This window comes from Nesterenkonia sandarakina, assembly GCF_014138825.1.
Classification (GTDB): Bacteria; Actinomycetota; Actinomycetes; order Actinomycetales; family Micrococcaceae; genus Nesterenkonia; species Nesterenkonia sandarakina.
Map to the genome: position 1 here is coordinate 910,201 of NZ_JACJIH010000001.1, position 15,195 is coordinate 925,395.

At 67.8% G+C, this 15,195-nt stretch carries 11 protein-coding genes; 4 read left to right on the forward strand and 7 right to left on the reverse strand.

Going from position 1 to position 15,195, the window contains the following annotated elements; translation table 11 throughout:
- Window position 1: 1 nt before the first annotated feature.
- From HNR24_RS04160 to HNR24_RS04170, 3 genes are all read right to left on the reverse strand, one after another.
- Window positions 2-1,024, reverse strand: coding sequence for a shikimate dehydrogenase family protein (locus HNR24_RS04160; protein ID WP_182495095.1), 1,023 nt, complete (start codon window positions 1,022-1,024; stop codon window positions 2-4).
- Window positions 1,021-2,886, reverse strand: coding sequence for an endolytic transglycosylase MltG (locus HNR24_RS04165; protein ID WP_182495096.1), 1,866 nt, complete (start codon window positions 2,884-2,886; stop codon window positions 1,021-1,023). Before HNR24_RS04165 ends, HNR24_RS04160 begins: the two co-directional genes overlap by 4 nt.
- Before the next feature lie 95 nt (window positions 2,887-2,981).
- Complete coding sequence (locus tag HNR24_RS04170; protein ID WP_058889337.1) at window positions 2,982-4,412, reverse strand: DUF349 domain-containing protein; 1,431 nt, start codon at window positions 4,410-4,412, stop codon at window positions 2,982-2,984.
- A 91-nt stretch (window positions 4,413-4,503) separates the two neighbouring features.
- On the opposite strand from HNR24_RS04170, the gene hisS reads away from it, so the two are divergent.
- From hisS to HNR24_RS04185, 3 genes are all read left to right on the forward strand, one after another.
- Entirely contained in the window at window positions 4,504-5,844 is a 1,341-nt protein-coding gene (gene hisS, locus HNR24_RS04175; RefSeq protein ID WP_058889338.1) for a histidine--tRNA ligase, read from the forward strand.
- Between the two features lie 53 nt (window positions 5,845-5,897).
- Window positions 5,898-7,742, forward strand: a complete 1,845-nt coding sequence (gene aspS, locus HNR24_RS04180; protein ID WP_182495097.1) for an aspartate--tRNA ligase — start codon at window positions 5,898-5,900, stop codon at window positions 7,740-7,742.
- A gap of 67 nt (window positions 7,743-7,809) precedes the next feature.
- A complete protein-coding gene (locus HNR24_RS04185; protein WP_310735385.1) occupies window positions 7,810-9,324 on the forward strand; it encodes a replication-associated recombination protein A in 1,515 nt (504 codons plus the stop codon).
- Window positions 9,325-9,558: 234 nt separating this feature from the next.
- Here HNR24_RS04185 and qcrB read toward each other — a convergent pair whose 3' ends face one another.
- The 4 genes from qcrB to ctaE all read right to left on the reverse strand — a co-directional run bounded on the left by qcrB (window position 9,559) and on the right by ctaE (window position 13,911).
- Window positions 9,559-11,286: a cytochrome bc1 complex cytochrome b subunit gene (qcrB, locus tag HNR24_RS04190; protein WP_058889341.1), complete on the reverse strand. Its 1,728-nt coding sequence runs from the start codon at window positions 11,284-11,286 to the stop codon at window positions 9,559-9,561.
- A gap of 5 nt (window positions 11,287-11,291) precedes the next feature.
- The gene (qcrA, locus tag HNR24_RS04195; protein ID WP_058889342.1) at window positions 11,292-12,344 is read right to left on the reverse strand and encodes a cytochrome bc1 complex Rieske iron-sulfur subunit; all 1,053 of its coding nucleotides are present in this window, start codon (window positions 12,342-12,344) and stop codon (window positions 11,292-11,294) included.
- Window positions 12,345-12,406: 62 nt separating this feature from the next.
- A complete protein-coding gene (gene qcrC / locus HNR24_RS04200; protein ID WP_058889343.1) occupies window positions 12,407-13,204 on the reverse strand; it encodes a cytochrome bc1 complex diheme cytochrome c subunit in 798 nt (265 codons plus the stop codon).
- A gap of 59 nt (window positions 13,205-13,263) precedes the next feature.
- Window positions 13,264-13,911 carry an aa3-type cytochrome oxidase subunit III gene (ctaE, locus tag HNR24_RS04205; protein ID WP_058889344.1) on the reverse strand — a complete coding sequence of 216 codons (648 nt, stop codon included), beginning with the start codon at window positions 13,909-13,911 and terminating at the stop codon, window positions 13,264-13,266.
- A gap of 200 nt (window positions 13,912-14,111) precedes the next feature.
- On the opposite strand from ctaE, the gene trpD reads away from it, so the two are divergent.
- Window positions 14,112-15,194, forward strand: coding sequence for an anthranilate phosphoribosyltransferase (gene trpD, locus HNR24_RS04210; RefSeq protein WP_058889345.1), 1,083 nt, complete (start codon window positions 14,112-14,114; stop codon window positions 15,192-15,194).
- Window position 15,195: the final 1 nt, after the last annotated feature.

Genomic DNA, 15,195 nt, shown 5'->3' on the forward strand with positions numbered 1-15,195 from the left:
ATCATAAACCGATGGAGCGCCGCATCTTCGCCACCATCTCGGCGTGGGACCCCGCTGAGAGCGCCTCGGCGGGGGTCGAGGTGCCGGAGCTGAACAGCTCGACCTGCCGCACCGCCTGGTGCAGCAGCATCACCAGACCGCTGACCACCTGGCCTCCGGCGGCCCCCCAGGCCTGCGCCAGCGCGGAGGGCCAGGGGTCGTAGGCGACGTCGAGCAGCGGCACCGGGTGTAAGAGTCGGGGAAGCGTGGCGGCGAGCTCGTCGGCGGCGCGCGGCGGCAGCGTGGAGACCACGGCCTGCAGACTTACATCGTCCGGATCCACTACGTCCGGATCCGCGACGTCGAGATTCGCGACGTCCGGATCCGCGACATCATGCCCCATCGGGTCCAGACCCGCCGCCTCGGCCGGCTCCCCCGGCTGCGCGGCGGGGACCAGGTCCCCCGGCAGGGCGGCGAGCTCGGAGACGCTGAACTGCAGACCCAGCGCCGCGGCGACCGGAGCCAGCTCCAGCGCGCGGGACCGTGAGCGTGCATAGCTGCGCACCTGGGTGAAGCCGAGTTCGGCGGCGGCGGCGAGTGCCGCGGTGGCGGTCGCCCCGGCTCCGATGATCCCGAAGGTGCCCGCCGACGACGGCCGCTGGTGCAGCCCGGCCTCACCCAGGGCCGCGACGATCCCGTCCACGTCGGTGTTGTCACCCAGCAGCAGCCCGGTGCTCTTCGGTGATGCCTCGCCGTTCGCCGCGGGGCGGTGGATGACCGTGTTGAGCACCCCGAGCGCGCGGACCCGGGCCGAGGGCCGGTCCACGACGCTGACCATGGCGGCCTTCAGCGGCATGGTCACCGACCATCCCATCCAGTCACCGGTGGCGCCCGCCCCACGCAGGAAATCCTGCAGGGACTCCTCGGGAACGTCGATGCGCCGGTACTCGGCGTCGAGCCCGAGGTGCTCATAGGCTGCGGCGTGCAGCACCGGGGAGAGTGAGTGGGCGATCGGGTGGCCCAGCACGGCGGCCTGAAGCGTCACGGAGCCGCGTTGTCCTGCGCGGGCTCCCCGTCGCAGATCCCTGGGTTGTCCTCGCAGTAGGCGTTGAACTCGTCCACGTAGCCCAGGTGCTCCTGGTAGTCCTCGGCGAACTTCGTCTCACCGGTCTCCAGGTCCACGGTGACCCAGTAGAAGTAGTCGTTCTCGTCCGGGTTCGCGGCGGCTTCCAGGGTCGCCATATTCGGAGCGGCCACCGGGCCGGGGGGCAGGCCTGGGTTCTGGTAGGTGTTGTATTCGTTGGATGCGTCGGCGCGCTCCTCCTCCGTGAAGTGCACGCTCTGGGTGCCGAGTCCGTAGATCACAGTGGCGTCGATCTGCAGCAGCCCATCGGTCTCGGAGTTGCCGGGATCCAACCGGTTCTCGATGATCCCGGCGATCTCCTCATAGTCTCCCGGCAGGCCCTCGGCGGTGAGCAGGGAGGCGACGATCACCGTGCGCCACTGCTCGTCCTCCTCGGTGATCCCGAGCTCCTCGAGCCGTTCGAAGGTGGTGTCCACCATCTGCTGCAGGATCTCCTGGGGCGCCGCCTCCAGGCTGGGCTGGTACTCCCCTGCCGCGAGGTATCCCTCGAGGGTCTCGGCCTCCTCGGGCAGGCCGTAGGCGCTGGGGTCATCGGCGGCGGCCCGGATGTCGCTCTCCGGGATCCCGGTCTGTGCGGCGATCGAGTTCAGCGCCGCGTCGATGCGGGTGTTGTCCTGCAGTGAGATGTAGTGCAGCGCCTCACCCTCTTCGAAGATCACTGCCAGAGCGTCGGCGGCCGGCATCTGTTCGCGCAGCTGGAACTCCCCGGGCTGCAGCTCGGGCGCGTCCTCAAGCTCTGCGAACGCGTCGTCGAAGGCGTCGTCGCTGGCGATGATCCCGGCCTCCAGCAGCCGGCTGCGCACCAGGGCGGGCCCGTCACCCTGCTCCACGGTGAACTCCACGACCTCCCCCGCCTGGGTCTCGAAGTCTTCTGGGCCGCCCCCGCCGAACAGGGACTGCAGCACCACCACGAAGCCGACCAGCAGCACCGCGAAGAGCCCGAAGGCCACGCTGAGGGTGAGGTTGCGGCGTCGACGCTTGCTGCGACGCTTCTCCAGCACCGCCTGAGTGGCGCCCCCCTCGACGGCGGAGACCGTCTGGTAGCCGCGGCCATGGGTGGAGGATGAGATCAGCAGCGGTGTGCCGTCGTCGTCGTGTTCGATGCGGGTGCCTTCGTAGTAGTCGTCCTCGAGCTCCTGCTCGTAGTCCTCCTCATAGTCATCCTCCAGCGGAAAGCCGGACTCGTCCTCGAGTGCCGCTTCGGAGTCCTCGTCGATCTCGTCCTCGGGGCGCACCTGGTCTGCGCCGGTCACCACCTGATCGAAGGGCTTGGAAGCTGAGGGAGCGAGGGTGCCGGGCGCGGGCTGTGCCGGAGCCGCATCCTCGGGGGTCTGCGGGGATCGGGGCGGGTGGGCTCGGTGCTGCGGGTCTTCACGCTCCAGCTTGCCCTGGGGCACGTCTTCCTGGTTGAAGATCACCGATTCCTGGCGTGGTGCGATGGCGGGGAGCCCGGTGCTGGGCAGATCAGAGGCGGGGCTGGAGGGGCTGCTGGCCGGGCGTGGGGCGGGCATGTTCTGGGACCCGGGGTTCGGCCTCGGCTCGGAACTGTGCGGGGTGTCCTGTGCGGGCACTTCAGGGTCCTCGGCGGCAGCCTCGGCGGAGGCGGCCGAGCGGGCGCGCACAGTGCGCAGCGTCTCATCCAGAGCGCGCTTCTGTGCGGCGCTCTGCCGCTCGCGCTGCGCAGCGAGTTCGCGGTCCCGCGCTTCGCGAATCTCGCGACGGCTGCGCGGGGCGACCGACTCATGCGGCTGTTGATCGCTCACGCGGGGGTCCTCACTGGATGTCGACGGCACAACGTCGGCGACCCACCTGCAAAGCCGAATGGGTCACCGAATCTTTGACGAGTGTAATCCATTCGTTACTTCAACATATCCCGCCAGCTTCTTCGGGCGTCCAATGCTTCTTTCGCTGCCGCAATCGATGCAGCGTCGCCGCTGGCCTGGGCGGTTTCCAATGCGGCCTCGAGTTCTGCAATAGCGTCGTCGAGCTGGGTGAGCATCGAATTCTGCCGTGCAATGGTCTCAGGATCGGTTTTGCGCCAGTGTGACTGCTCGGCGTCACGGAAGGCGTCCTGGACCCGTTTGAGCCGGTTCTCGGTGACCTTCATGTCCGCGCGCGGCACCCGCCCGGCCTCATCCCAGCGGTTGAGCAGACCCTGGTACTTCTCGCGGACAGCGTCCGGGTTCTCGATCGGCAGCAGCGCCTCGAACTCCTCCAGCAGCGCCAGCTTCACCGTGAGGTTCTCTGCGTACTCCGCGTCCGTCTGGGCGTTGGCCTGGTCCCGGGCGCCGAAGAACACATCTTGGGCGGCCCGAAAGCGGGCCCACTGCGCGTCGTCGGTCTTGCGAGCACCGCGGCCCAGCGCCTTCCAGTCGTCCATCAGCCGGTGGTAGGCCTTGGTGGTGGCGCCGTAGTCCTCGGAGTCCTTGAGCTTCTCGGCCTCGGCGATCAGCGCCTCCTTGGCAGTCTTGATGTCCCCGTGCTCCTTGTCCCGGGAGGCGAAGAAGGCGCGCCGGTTCTTCTCGAAGAGGTTCCGAGCGGCGCGGAACCGCTTCCAGAAGGGATCTTCCTGGGACTTGGTCAGCCGCGGCGGCTTCTTCTGCTCCGCCTTCCACGCCTCGAAGAGCTCGTTCATCCGCGCCTGGGCGCTCTTCCAGTGCTGAGTGCTCGGATCAGCCTCGGCCAGCTGTTCCACCTCGGCGACGATCTGCTCCCGGGTGGCCAGATGCGCGGCGAGCAGTGCCTCGGCCTCACGGCTCTCGGCTGCGGCGCGCTGATCGATCTCTGCGGAGATCTCCGTGGTGAGCAAGCTCAGAGCGGCGACGTCGCCGACCCAGGTGCCCTCGGTGAGTTCCTGGCGGATATGGCGAAGCGAGTCATGCAGCGCCTTGGCGGAGTCCGCACCGGCCGCGGCGCGGGCCCGCAGCAGCAGCGCCCGGTTGTAGAGCTCGTCGAACTTCCGGGTGAAGTAGTGCAGCGCCTCATCTGCGCTGGCCCCGGAGAACTGCCCGACGTAGGTCTCCCCGGGCTGAGCCTGAGAGGCCGCCGTCGAGGGCGCAACCTCGGTCTCCGAAGCAACGGGGACATCGGCAGCGCCGTCTGCCTGAGCCGGCGCGGGGACATCGGCAGCGCCGTCGGACTGAGCCGGCACGGGGACATCGGCAGCGCCGTCGGCCTCCGGCTGTGCAGGGGTCAGGGCGTAGACATGGCCTTCCTCGTCCACCCGGGCGAAGCGGCGGGCGTCATCGAGTGAGGTCTCATGGTGGTCGGGCTTGACTGCAGGACTCATGCCACCAGCCTACCGGAGCCGTTATGCTGAACGGGCCCGATTCCGGGCCGCCCATGACTCCCCCGACGATCCAAGGACTGCGCGCACACCCATGGCACGAACCACCTCTCTCTCCGGCTTCACCGAATGGCTCCCTGAGGAGCGCCTGGTGGAGCTGCACGTGCTGGACACGCTTCGTGAGGTGTTCGAACGCCACGGCTTCGCCTCCATCGAATCCCGGGCGGTGGAGACCATCGACACCCTGCTGCAGAAGGGTGAGATCGACAAGGAGATCTACGCGGTCTCCCGGCTCCAGGAGGAGGCAGGCCGGGACGCCCGGCTGGCGCTGCACTTCGACCTGACAGTGCCCTTCGCGCGCTACGTGGTGGAGAACGCCGGTCACCTCGACTTCCCGTTCCGGCGCTACCAGATTCAGAAGGTCTGGCGCGGTGAGCGCCCGCAGGATGGGCGCTACCGCGAGTTCACCCAGGCCGACATCGACCTGGTCGGCGACGGCGCGCTGCCCTTCCGCAGCGATGTCGAGATCGGCGTGGTGATGGCCAAGGGGCTCGAGGCGCTGCCGATCGGTGACTTCATGCTGCGGGTGAACAACCGCAAGCTCTCCGAGGGCTTCTATCGCTCCATCGGAGTCACCGACACCACCGCGGTGCTGCGCGCGATCGACAAGCTGGAGAAGATCGGGGCAGAGAAGGTCAGCGAGGAGCTGGTCTCCTCCGGCGCGGCCACTCCGGAACAGGCGCAGCAGGCGCTCACGCTCGCCGCGATCCGCGCCACCGACACCTCCTTCGTCGCCGCAGTGCGCGCACTGTTGGGCGAGAAGGAAGCCGATGAGCTGCTCGAGGCCGGACTGGCCGAGCTTGAAGAGGTCGTCGCGGAGCTCAACAAGCGGGTGCCTGGCCGGGTCACCGCTGATCTCTCGATCGCCCGCGGACTCGACTACTACACCGGCACGGTCTATGAGACGGTGCTCATCGGCCACGAGTCCCTGGGCTCGATCTGCTCCGGCGGCCGCTACGAATCACTGGCCTCCAAGGGCAAGCGCTCCTTCCCCGGGGTCGGGCTCTCCATCGGGGTGACCCGGCTGGTCTCGCGGATCCTGGCCGAGGGCGGGCTCTCCGCCAGCCGCAAGGTCCCAGCAGCGGTGTTCGTGGCGCTGCGCTCCGACGCCGACTGGGGTGCCGCCCAGGACGTCGCCGATGCGCTGCGCGCCCGAGGGATCAACGTCGAGGTCGCTCTGCAGGCGGAGAAGTTCGGCAAGCAGATTCGCCACGCTGATCGCCGCGGAATCCCCTACGTCTGGTTCACCGAGGACGACGGCGCCCACGAGGTCAAGGACATCCGCTCCGGCGACCAGACCTCCGCCGACCCCGAGAGCTGGGTCCCAGCGGCCCAGGACCTGCTCCCACGGATAGTAGAATCGGCCACCGACTGACTCCCCGGGCCGCTGGCCCGCATCCGAGCAACTGATCCCCCAGGAAGGACACCGTGCTTCGCACACACACCTCCGGCTCCCTCACCGCCGAGAACATAGGCCAGACCGTCACCCTCACCGGATGGGTGGCGCGACGCCGAGATCACGGCGGAGTGGCCTTCCTCGATCTGCGTGACTCCTCCGGCGTGGCCCAGGTCGTGGTGCGCGAGGAGGCCGACTTCGATCCGCTGCGCAACGAGTTCGTGCTGCAGGTGACCGGTTCCGTGGAACGCCGCCCGGCAGGCAACGAGAACCCTAACCTGCCCTCCGGTGAGGTCGAGGTCCTCGCCGAGACCGTCACCGTGCTCAACACCGCAGCGCCGCTTCCCTTCCAGATCGACGAGCATGTCGAGATCGGCGAGGAGGCGCGGCTGCGTCACCGCTACCTCGACATGCGCCGAGAGGGTCCACAGCGTGCGCTGCGACTGCGCTCGGAGGCGAACCGGGTGGCCCGTGAGCTGCTGCACGAGCAGACCTTCACCGAGATCGAGACCCCCACGCTGACCCGCTCCACACCTGAAGGGGCTCGCGACTTCCTGGTCCCGGCCCGCCTGGCTCCGGGCGCCTGGTACGCGCTGCCCCAGTCTCCGCAGCTGTTCAAGCAGCTGCTGCAGGTCGGCGGCTTCGAGAAGTACTACCAGCTCGCCCGCTGCTACCGCGACGAGGACTTCCGCGCCGACCGCCAGCCCGAGTTCACCCAGCTCGATATCGAAGCCAGCTTCGTGGACCAGGAGGACATCCTGGCTCTCTCTGAGGAGCTGGTGCGTCGGCTCTGGAAGCTCATCGACGTCGAGCTGCCCACGCAGATCCCGCACATCACCTACCACGAGGCGATGGCCCGCTACGGATCGGACAAGCCGGACCTGCGCTTCGACCTGGAGCTCACCGAGCTCACCGAGTACTTCAAGGACACCCCGTTCCGGGTCTTCAAGGCCCCCTACGTCGGTGCCGTGGTGATGCCCGGAGGCGCCTCCCAGCCCCGCCGGACCCTCGATGCCTGGCAGGAGTGGGCCAAGCAGCGCGGCGCCAAGGGCCTGGCCTATGTACTCATCGCCGAGGACGGCGAACTCGGCGGACCGGTGGCGAAGAACCTCTCGGACGCGGAGAAGGCCGGACTGGCCGCCGCCACCCGGGCCTCCCCCGGTGACTGCATCTTCTTCGCCGCCGGAGAGGTCTCCCCCTCCCGGGGACTCCTCGGTGCCGCCCGCAATGAGATCGCGCACCGTGTCGGGCTCATCGACGAATCAGCCTGGTCCTTCGTCTGGGTGGTCGACGCCCCGATGTTCGAACCCGCCGCCCAGGCCCAGGCCGCCGGCGACGTCGCAGTGGGCTCGGGTGCCTGGACCGCGGTGCACCACGCCTTCACCGCACCGAAGCCGGAGTTCGCCGAGAGCTTCGACACCGACCCGGCCTCCGCGCTGGCCAACGCCTATGACCTGGTCTGCAACGGCAACGAGATCGCGGGTGGCTCGCTGCGCGTCTATCGCCGCGACGTCCAGGAGCGGATCTTCAAGGTCATGGGGATCCCCGAGGATGAGGCCCAGGAGAAGTTCGGGTTCCTGCTCGATGCCTTCAAGTTCGGCGCTCCCCCGCACGGCGGCATCGCCTTCGGCTGGGACCGAGTGGTCTCGCTGCTCGCCGGTGAGGACTCGATCCGCGAAGTCATCGCCTTCCCCAAGTCCGGTGGCGGCTACGATCCGCTGACCGCGGCGCCTGCTCCGATCACCGCGCAGCAGCGCAAGGAGGCCGGGGTGGACGCCAAGCCGGAGCCGGCGGCGGACACCACGCCGCAGGGGAAGAACCAGGAGAAGAAGCAGGACAAGGGTGAGGCAGTGGCTGAGGGAAAGTCCCAGGGCTGAACCGCACCGGGTAATCTAGGACGGATTCCTTTCGAATCTATCTACGAACCCAGCTGAAGGAGGCGCAGTGGCCGATCCCACCACGGGGGACCTCTTCGCCTCCGACGACTTCGGTGACGACGACGCGCCCACCTCGCCCTCCACGGGTGAGGCGGGCGCGCGTCGTCGTCACACCCCGCTGGCGGTCAGGATGCGCCCGCGCACCCTGACTGAGGTCCTGGGCCAGCAGCATCTGCTGGAACAGGGGTCCCCGCTGCGGGTCCTCACCGAGGGCAACCGGGGCCCGGCCGGCGCCTCCTCGGTGATCCTCTACGGGCCCCCGGGCACGGGCAAGACCACACTGGCCCATGTGCTCGCCCGCGGCGCTTCGCGGAAGTTCGTGGAGCTCTCTGCCATTCGAGCCGGCGTCAAGGACGTCCGCCAGGTGATGGACCGCGCCCTGGAGGACCGGGACCTGCGCGGGCAGACCACGGTGCTCTTCCTCGATGAGATCCACCGGTTCAACAAGGCCCAGCAGGACGCCCTGCTGCCCGGAGTGGAGAACGGCTGGGTGATCCTGGTCGCGGCGACCACGGAGAACCCCTCCTTCTCGATCATCGCCCCGCTGCTCTCCCGCTCACTGATGCTCACCCTGCGCCCGCTGACCCAGGATGACCTCTCCGGGCTGATCACCCGAGCGCTTGAGGACACCCGAGGCCTGGACTCGGCCTTCGAGCTCGAGGACGCCGCGCGGGACCATATCCTGCGCATGGCCGGAGGTGACGCGCGCCGGGTGCTGACCACCCTGGAGGCCGCTGCCGCGGTGGCCATGGGCCGCTCCCCCGAGGATGCGACCGAGCCCGCCGCGAGAGCCCGCCACGAGACCCCCGAGGCTGCCGGGGAGGACACCTCCTCCGAGGGCGCCCTTCCCGAGACTGAGGCCCAGCCGGACTCCCCTGTGGTGATCACCGCCCGGGACGCCGAACAGGCCATGGACTTCGCCGTCCAGCGCTATGACCGGGACGGGGACCAGCACTATGACATCGTCTCGGCGTTCATCAAGTCGCTGCGCGGCTCGGACCCGGACGCGGCCCTGCACTACCTTGCCCGGATGGTGGTGGCCGGAGAAGATCCACGGTTCATCGCCCGCCGACTGGTCATCGCCGCAGGCGAGGAGGTCGGCATGGCCGACCCCACAGCGCTGCAGACCGCGATGGCCGCGGCAGACGCGGTGGCGCTCATCGGCATGCCCGAGGCGCGGATCCTGCTCGCCCAGGCCACGGTGCACATCGCCACCGCACCGAAGTCCAATGCCTCCTATAAGGCACTGGACGCCGCGATCGCCGATGTGCGGGCGGGCAGGTCTGGTGCGGTCCCGCTTCATCTGCGCGACGCACACTATGCCGGAGCGCAGCGGATGGGACATGGCAAGGGCTACGTCTACGCCCACGATGCCCCGCACCACGTCGCCGCCCAGCAGTATGTCCCCGATGAGCTGATCGGCGTGGACTACTACAAGCCCACGGGCAACGGAGCAGAGCGGGCCCTCGGCGAGCGTCTGGAGAAGCTGCGTTCGATCATCCGGGGCGCGCAGAAGGGCTAGCGGCCCCGCTACCGGCAACAGCTGAGCCAGGGTCCTGAACAAGGCTCCGGGGTCCGAGCTCCAGGCTCCCGGCTCCCGGCTCCCGGGTCTGGGTCCAGAGCCAGGGCGGCAAGCTCTGCCCCGGCAGCGCCGGGCACCACGAGAAAGCGGCCGCCTCCCGAGAGGGAGACGGCCGCTGTCTCATGCTCAGCCCTGGGTCAGCCCTGGCTGGGGCTGATCAGGACCTGCAGGTTCTCAGCGCTTCTTGGATTCGATCGCTCCGACCGAGCCGGCTGGCAGCTCGGCGGCGGTCTCGTGGTGATCGTGGGAGAGCGCCTCGAGGTACTCCTCCCGGCTCACCGGGGCCACCCGATCCTCGAAGAAGGTCCGGTTCAGTCGAACTCGGGACTTCTCCAGCAGGCCGACCTTGCCCTTGGCGTTCGGGCGGGCCGGGGTGACCTCGGGTGAGTCGTAGGAGACCAGGGTGTAGAGCTCGTAGTCGCTGACCCGGGTGTGCTTCTCGCGGAACTCACCGTGCGGCAGCATCTCGATCACGCCTGCCTCGTTGCCGTGCAGCACGATCTCGCGATCCTTGCGCTGCAGCGCCAGGCAGATCCGCTTGGTGATGATGAACGCCAGGATCGGGCCGGCGAAGAACAGCACCCGGAGCCAGATGATCACGTCGTTGAGCGAGAGCGCGAAGTGCGTGGCCATCAGGTCCGAGGACGCAGCACCCCACATCACCAGGTACCAGACCACCATGGCCACACCGAAGGCGGTGCGTCCGGGGACGTTGCGCGGTCGGTCGAGGATGTGGTGTTCCTTCTTGTCCCCGGTGATCCAGGCCTCGAGCCAGGGCCAGACGAAGATGCCCAGCAGCAGCACCGTGATCGGCAGCATCGGGATCAGCACCGGCAGCGCCACGCTGTTCCCGCCCCACGGCGTGGGTAGGACGAACTCCAGCGGGATGTCCCCGATATAGCCGGGCATCAGGCGCAGCACGCCGTCGAACCATCCGATGTACCAGTCGGGCTGGGTGCCGGCCTGGACCGGTGACGGATCGTAGGGCCCGTAGTTCCACAGCGCGTTGATCTGGAACGTGCCGGCGAGCAGCGCCAGCACACCGAAGACCACGAAGAAGAACCCGCCGGCCTTGGCTGCGTAGACCGGTCCCACCGGGTAGCCCACCACATTGCGCTCGGTGCGGCCCGGGCCGGGGTACTGGGTGTGCTTGTGAACGACCACCATGAACAGATGGACCGCGATCAGGATCAGGATCACTGCGGGAATGATGAAGATGTGCAGCGAGTACAGCCGCGGGATGACCTCGTCGCCGGGGAACTCCCCGCCGAAGAGGAAGAAGGAGATGTAGGTGCCGACCATCGGGATGGCCTTGAGCATGCCGTCGATGATCCGCAGACCGTTGCCGGAGAGGACCTCATCGGGCAGCGAGTAGCCGGTGAAGCCGGCGCCGAGACCGGCGACCAGCAGCGTGGCTCCGACGACCCAGTTCAGCTCACGGGGCTTGCGGAATGCGCCGGTGAAGAACACCCGGAGCATGTGGATCGACATCGCCATGACGAACATCAGCGCGCCCCAGTGGTGGAGCTGACGCATGAAGAGCCCGCCGCGCACATCGAAGGAGAGCTCGAGCGCCGTGGCGTAGGCGGTGGACATCTCCACGCCCTGCATCGGGGCGTAGGAGCCGTCGTACTGGGTGCTGGTCATCGAGGGATCGAACCAGAAGGTCAGGAATGCCCCGGAGATGACGGTGATGACGAAGCTGTAGAGCGCCACCTCACCGAACATGAACGTCCAGTGGTCGGGGAAGACCTTTCGGCCGAACTCCCGGACCATGCCGGTGCCGCCCACACGCTGATCGACGTAGTTCGCGATCTTTCCGGTGCGGGTCGCCGGCTGGTACTGGTCAACCTCGGAGTACTGCTCCTCGGTGTATTTGGATGCTAGAGACTGAGTGCTCATGAGATTTAGCCACGCTCCCAGTAGGTCGGGCCGACGGGTTCAGTGAAGTCGCTGCGCGCGATGAGGAAGCCCTCATCGTCCACCGTGATAGGAAGCTGGGGCAGCGGGCGGCCCGCCGGACCGAAGATGACCTTGAACTCCTCAGCGGCGTCAAAGGTCGACTGGTGGCAGGGGCACAGCAGGTGGTGGGTGTGGCGCTCGTAGAGCGCCACCGGGCAGCCCACATGTGTGCAGACCTTGGAGCAGGCGATGATTCCCTCGTACTTCCAGTCCTCACGGCCCGGAGTCACGTCCTGGAAGTCTTCTGGGTTCATCCGGATGAGCAGCACGACGGCCTTGGCCTTCTCGGCCAGGCGGTCGCCGTGCCCGGAGACCTCACGCAGGGTCTCGGGGACCACGTGGACAGCGGAGCCCACGGTGAGGTCGGAGGCGCGGATCGGGGTGCCGGTGGGGTCACGCACCAGGCGCACCCCTTCCTCCCAGAGCGAGTGACGCATCCGCTCGACGCCGAAGTCCTCGGAGCGATCCAGATCGCGGAAGACCACGACGGCGGGAAGCGGGGCCAGCAGCGCGGCACCGATGAGCGTGTTGCGCAGCAGCGGGCGACGCTTGATCTGGGTCTCGTCGACGATCTCGTTGACCGTCTGGGCAGCCTCGGCGCGCTCTGCCTCCTTGCGAAGCGGCTTGCGGTCCTCGATCACCTCGTGGTCGGGCATGAGCGCTCGGGCCCACTGCACGACGCCGAGTCCGATGCCGAGCATCGCGAAGGCCACGCCGATGCCGAGCAGGGTGTTCTGCAGCCGCAGCATCTGGAGGTCACCGTCGGTCACTCCGACCGCGAAGTAGCCGATGAAGAACATCACCGTGCCGATGATCGAGATCAGGAAGAGCGCGGAGACCTGCCGCTCAGCGCGCTTGGCGGCCTTCTCGTCCGCGTCTGTCAACCGCGGGCGGTGCGGGGGCAGGCCGGGATTGTCGATGGCATAGCCGCTCGACCTTCCGTCGCCTGCTTTGATGACGGCGCCCGAGTTCGGACCGCCGTTACCGTGCTCGCCCATATGGTTCTCGTCCTTTGCTTCAGTGTTGAGGTGTGTGGGTGCTTTTCAGCTGCCAGTGGGGTTCAGGAGGACCGTGAGGTCAGCCAGACCATGGAGCCGATCAGGAGGGCCAGGCCGAGGGTCCAGATGAGCAGACCTTCCGAGACCGGTCCCAGCGAGCCCAGCGAGAACCCGCCCGGCACGCCTTGAGATTCGTTGTTCTTCAGGAAGGCGATGATGTCGCGCTTGTCCTCAGGCGGGATGTTCGAGTCGTTGAACTCCGGCATGTTCTGCGGGCCGGTGACCATGGCCGAGTAGATGTGCCGTGCCTCCACGCCGTCCAGGGCAGGCGCGTACTTGCCCTCGGTCAGCGCGCCACCGGCAGCGGCAGCGTTGTGGCACATGGCGCAGTTGATCCGGAAGAGCTCGCCGCCACGGGCGATGTTGCCCTGCTCGACGTCGAGGTACTCCTCGGACGGAAGCGCAGGACCCGAGCCCAGGGATGCGACATAGGCGGAGAGCTGCATGGTCTGTTCGTCGTTGAACTGAGCCGGCTTCTTCTGGGCCTGCGGGCCGGACATCTGCATCGGCATGCGGCCGGTGCCGACCTGGAAGTCCACGGCGGCAGCGCCGGAGCCGATCAGCGAGGGTCCGGCGTCGGAGCCCTGTGCATTGATCCCGTGACAGGTCGCGCAGTTGGCCACGAAGAGGCGTTCGCCCTCCTCCACGTCTGAGGCGGAGTAGACGTCTGCAGTGTTGGTCGCCTGAGCCTCGTTGATGGAGGTCGCCGCGGCGTAGAGCCCTCCGGTGAGCAAGAGGCCCAGGAGGAGCAGCGCCACTGCCGCGAGCGGGTGGCGACGCTTCTGTGAGAGTGCCTTCACGTGCCGGTTCCTAACTTTTCGATGCGATACAAGCTGGTGTGCTTCAGCTGGTGCTGTGATCAGGCGAACAGCGGCAGCAGGTAGACGATGCCGAACAGCGCGATCCACACGACGTCGACGAAGTGCCAGTAGTACGAGACGACGACGGCGGCGTGAGCCTCCTTGTGGGTGAACTTCACGCTGAAGTACGCCCGCGCCACCACGTAGAGGAAGGCGATCAGACCGCCGATCACGTGAAGTCCGTGGAAGCCTGTGGTGATGTAGAAGGCCGAGCCGAAGGCGTTCGAGGAGACGGTGATCCCATGGGAGACCATCACGGCGAACTCATAGGTCTGACCACCGATGAAGATGGCGCCCATGATGAACGAGAGGATGTACCACTCGACCATGCCCCAGTGCTGGATCTGCAGTGCGCCCCCGGTGCGTCGCGGCTGGTGCCGCTCGGCGGCGAAGACACCGAACTGAGCCGTCACCGAGCTGGCAACCAGGATCACCGTGATCGTGGTGGCCAGTGGGATGTCCAGCTCGCTGGCACCCTCGGCGAACATCTCAGACTGCGTGGAACGCAGCGTGAAGAACATGGCGAACAGGCCGGCGAAGAACATGAGCTCGCTGGTGAGCCAGACCATGGTGCCCACGGACACCATGTTCGGACGGTTCGGCAGCGTGCGCGCCGGGGCGATGGGGGCTTGGGTTGCAGACGTCACGCATTCATTATGTCCTGAAACCCCAACGGTTTGCGACACCGATGACTCTTACGGCGTGGTTCCAGATCCTTGTCAGTGGGCGGATTCCGCGCCATTCCCAGGATCCGCCAAGGTGGAGCCGGTCAAAAAAGTCGACAATATTTCTACAGCGTGTCGAAATTGGACGGAACGACGGGCCGGTGGGCCGATAGTCTGGGGCTGTGAATCCCCAGAACACCGCCGCTGCACTCCCCCGTGCGACTCCCCTGCCCGCGAGCTGGCCCGAGCTGCTGGAGACCCTGCTCGGCGGCGAGCACCTCCCCTCGGAGACCTCCGCCTGGGCCATGGAGCAGCTGATGAGCGGGTCCCTGAGCGACGGGCAGATCGCCGCGTTCCTGGTGGCGCTGCGCGCCAAGGGCGAGGTCGCCGAGGAGCTGATCGGACTCAGCGCCACGATGCTGGACAAGGCCGTCCCGCTGAGCATTCCGGGTCCCACCTTGGACATCGTCGGCACCGGCGGGGACATGCTGGGCACCGTGAACATCTCGACCATGGCATCGCTGACCGCGGTGGGCGCAGGAGCCCGGGTCGTCAAACACGGCAACCGGGGCGCCTCCAGCACCGCCGGAGCCGCGGACGTGATCGAGGCGCTCGGGGTGGACCTGAGCATGAGCACCCAGGACGTCGCCCGCGCCGCCGAGGAGGTCGGGATCACCTTCCTCTTCGCGCAGAGCTTCCACCCCGCAATGCGCCATGTGGGACCGGTGCGTCGCCAGCTGGGCATCCGCACCGTGTTCAACTTCCTGGGCCCGCTCTCGAACCCGGCGCGGGTCACGGCCCAGGCGCTGGGCTGCGCGAGCCCCACCCTGGCACCCAGGATGGCAGAGGTTCTCGCCCTGCGAGGCACCCGCGGACTGGTGTTCCGTGGACGGGACGGCCGGGACAAGATCACTACCTCTGCCGCCACGGATCTCTGGGAGGTCCGCTCCGGAGAGGTCACCCACACCGTCCTGGAGCCCGAAGAGGTGGGCCTGCCCAGGGTCGCCGTTCAGGACCTGCGCGGCGGTTCCGGGACGCAGAACGCGCAGATCGTCCAGCGGATGCTCTCCGGGGAGCCAGGACCTGTCCGGGACGCCGTGGTGCTCAATGCCGCCGCCGGGCTCACCAGCCTCGATGAGCAGGCGGAGGGACCCTTGGTGGACCGGCTCGCCAGCAACATGCGCCGCGCCGAGGAGTCCATCGACTCCGGGGCCGCCGCAGAGGTGCTGCGCCGCTGGGTGGCGTTCAGCCGCAGTGTGAGCTGAG

Coding starts and splice junctions, on each gene's coding strand:
- HNR24_RS04170 (WP_058889337.1), bottom strand. CDS start 4,412: ATGAGTCCTGCAGTCAAGCCCGACCACCATGAGACCTCACTCGATGAC.
- hisS (WP_058889338.1), top strand. CDS start 4,504: ATGGCACGAACCACCTCTCTCTCCGGCTTCACCGAATGGCTCCCTGAG.
- qcrB (WP_058889341.1), bottom strand. CDS start 11,286: ATGAGCACTCAGTCTCTAGCATCCAAATACACCGAGGAGCAGTACTCC.
- qcrA (WP_058889342.1), bottom strand. CDS start 12,344: ATGGGCGAGCACGGTAACGGCGGTCCGAACTCGGGCGCCGTCATCAAA.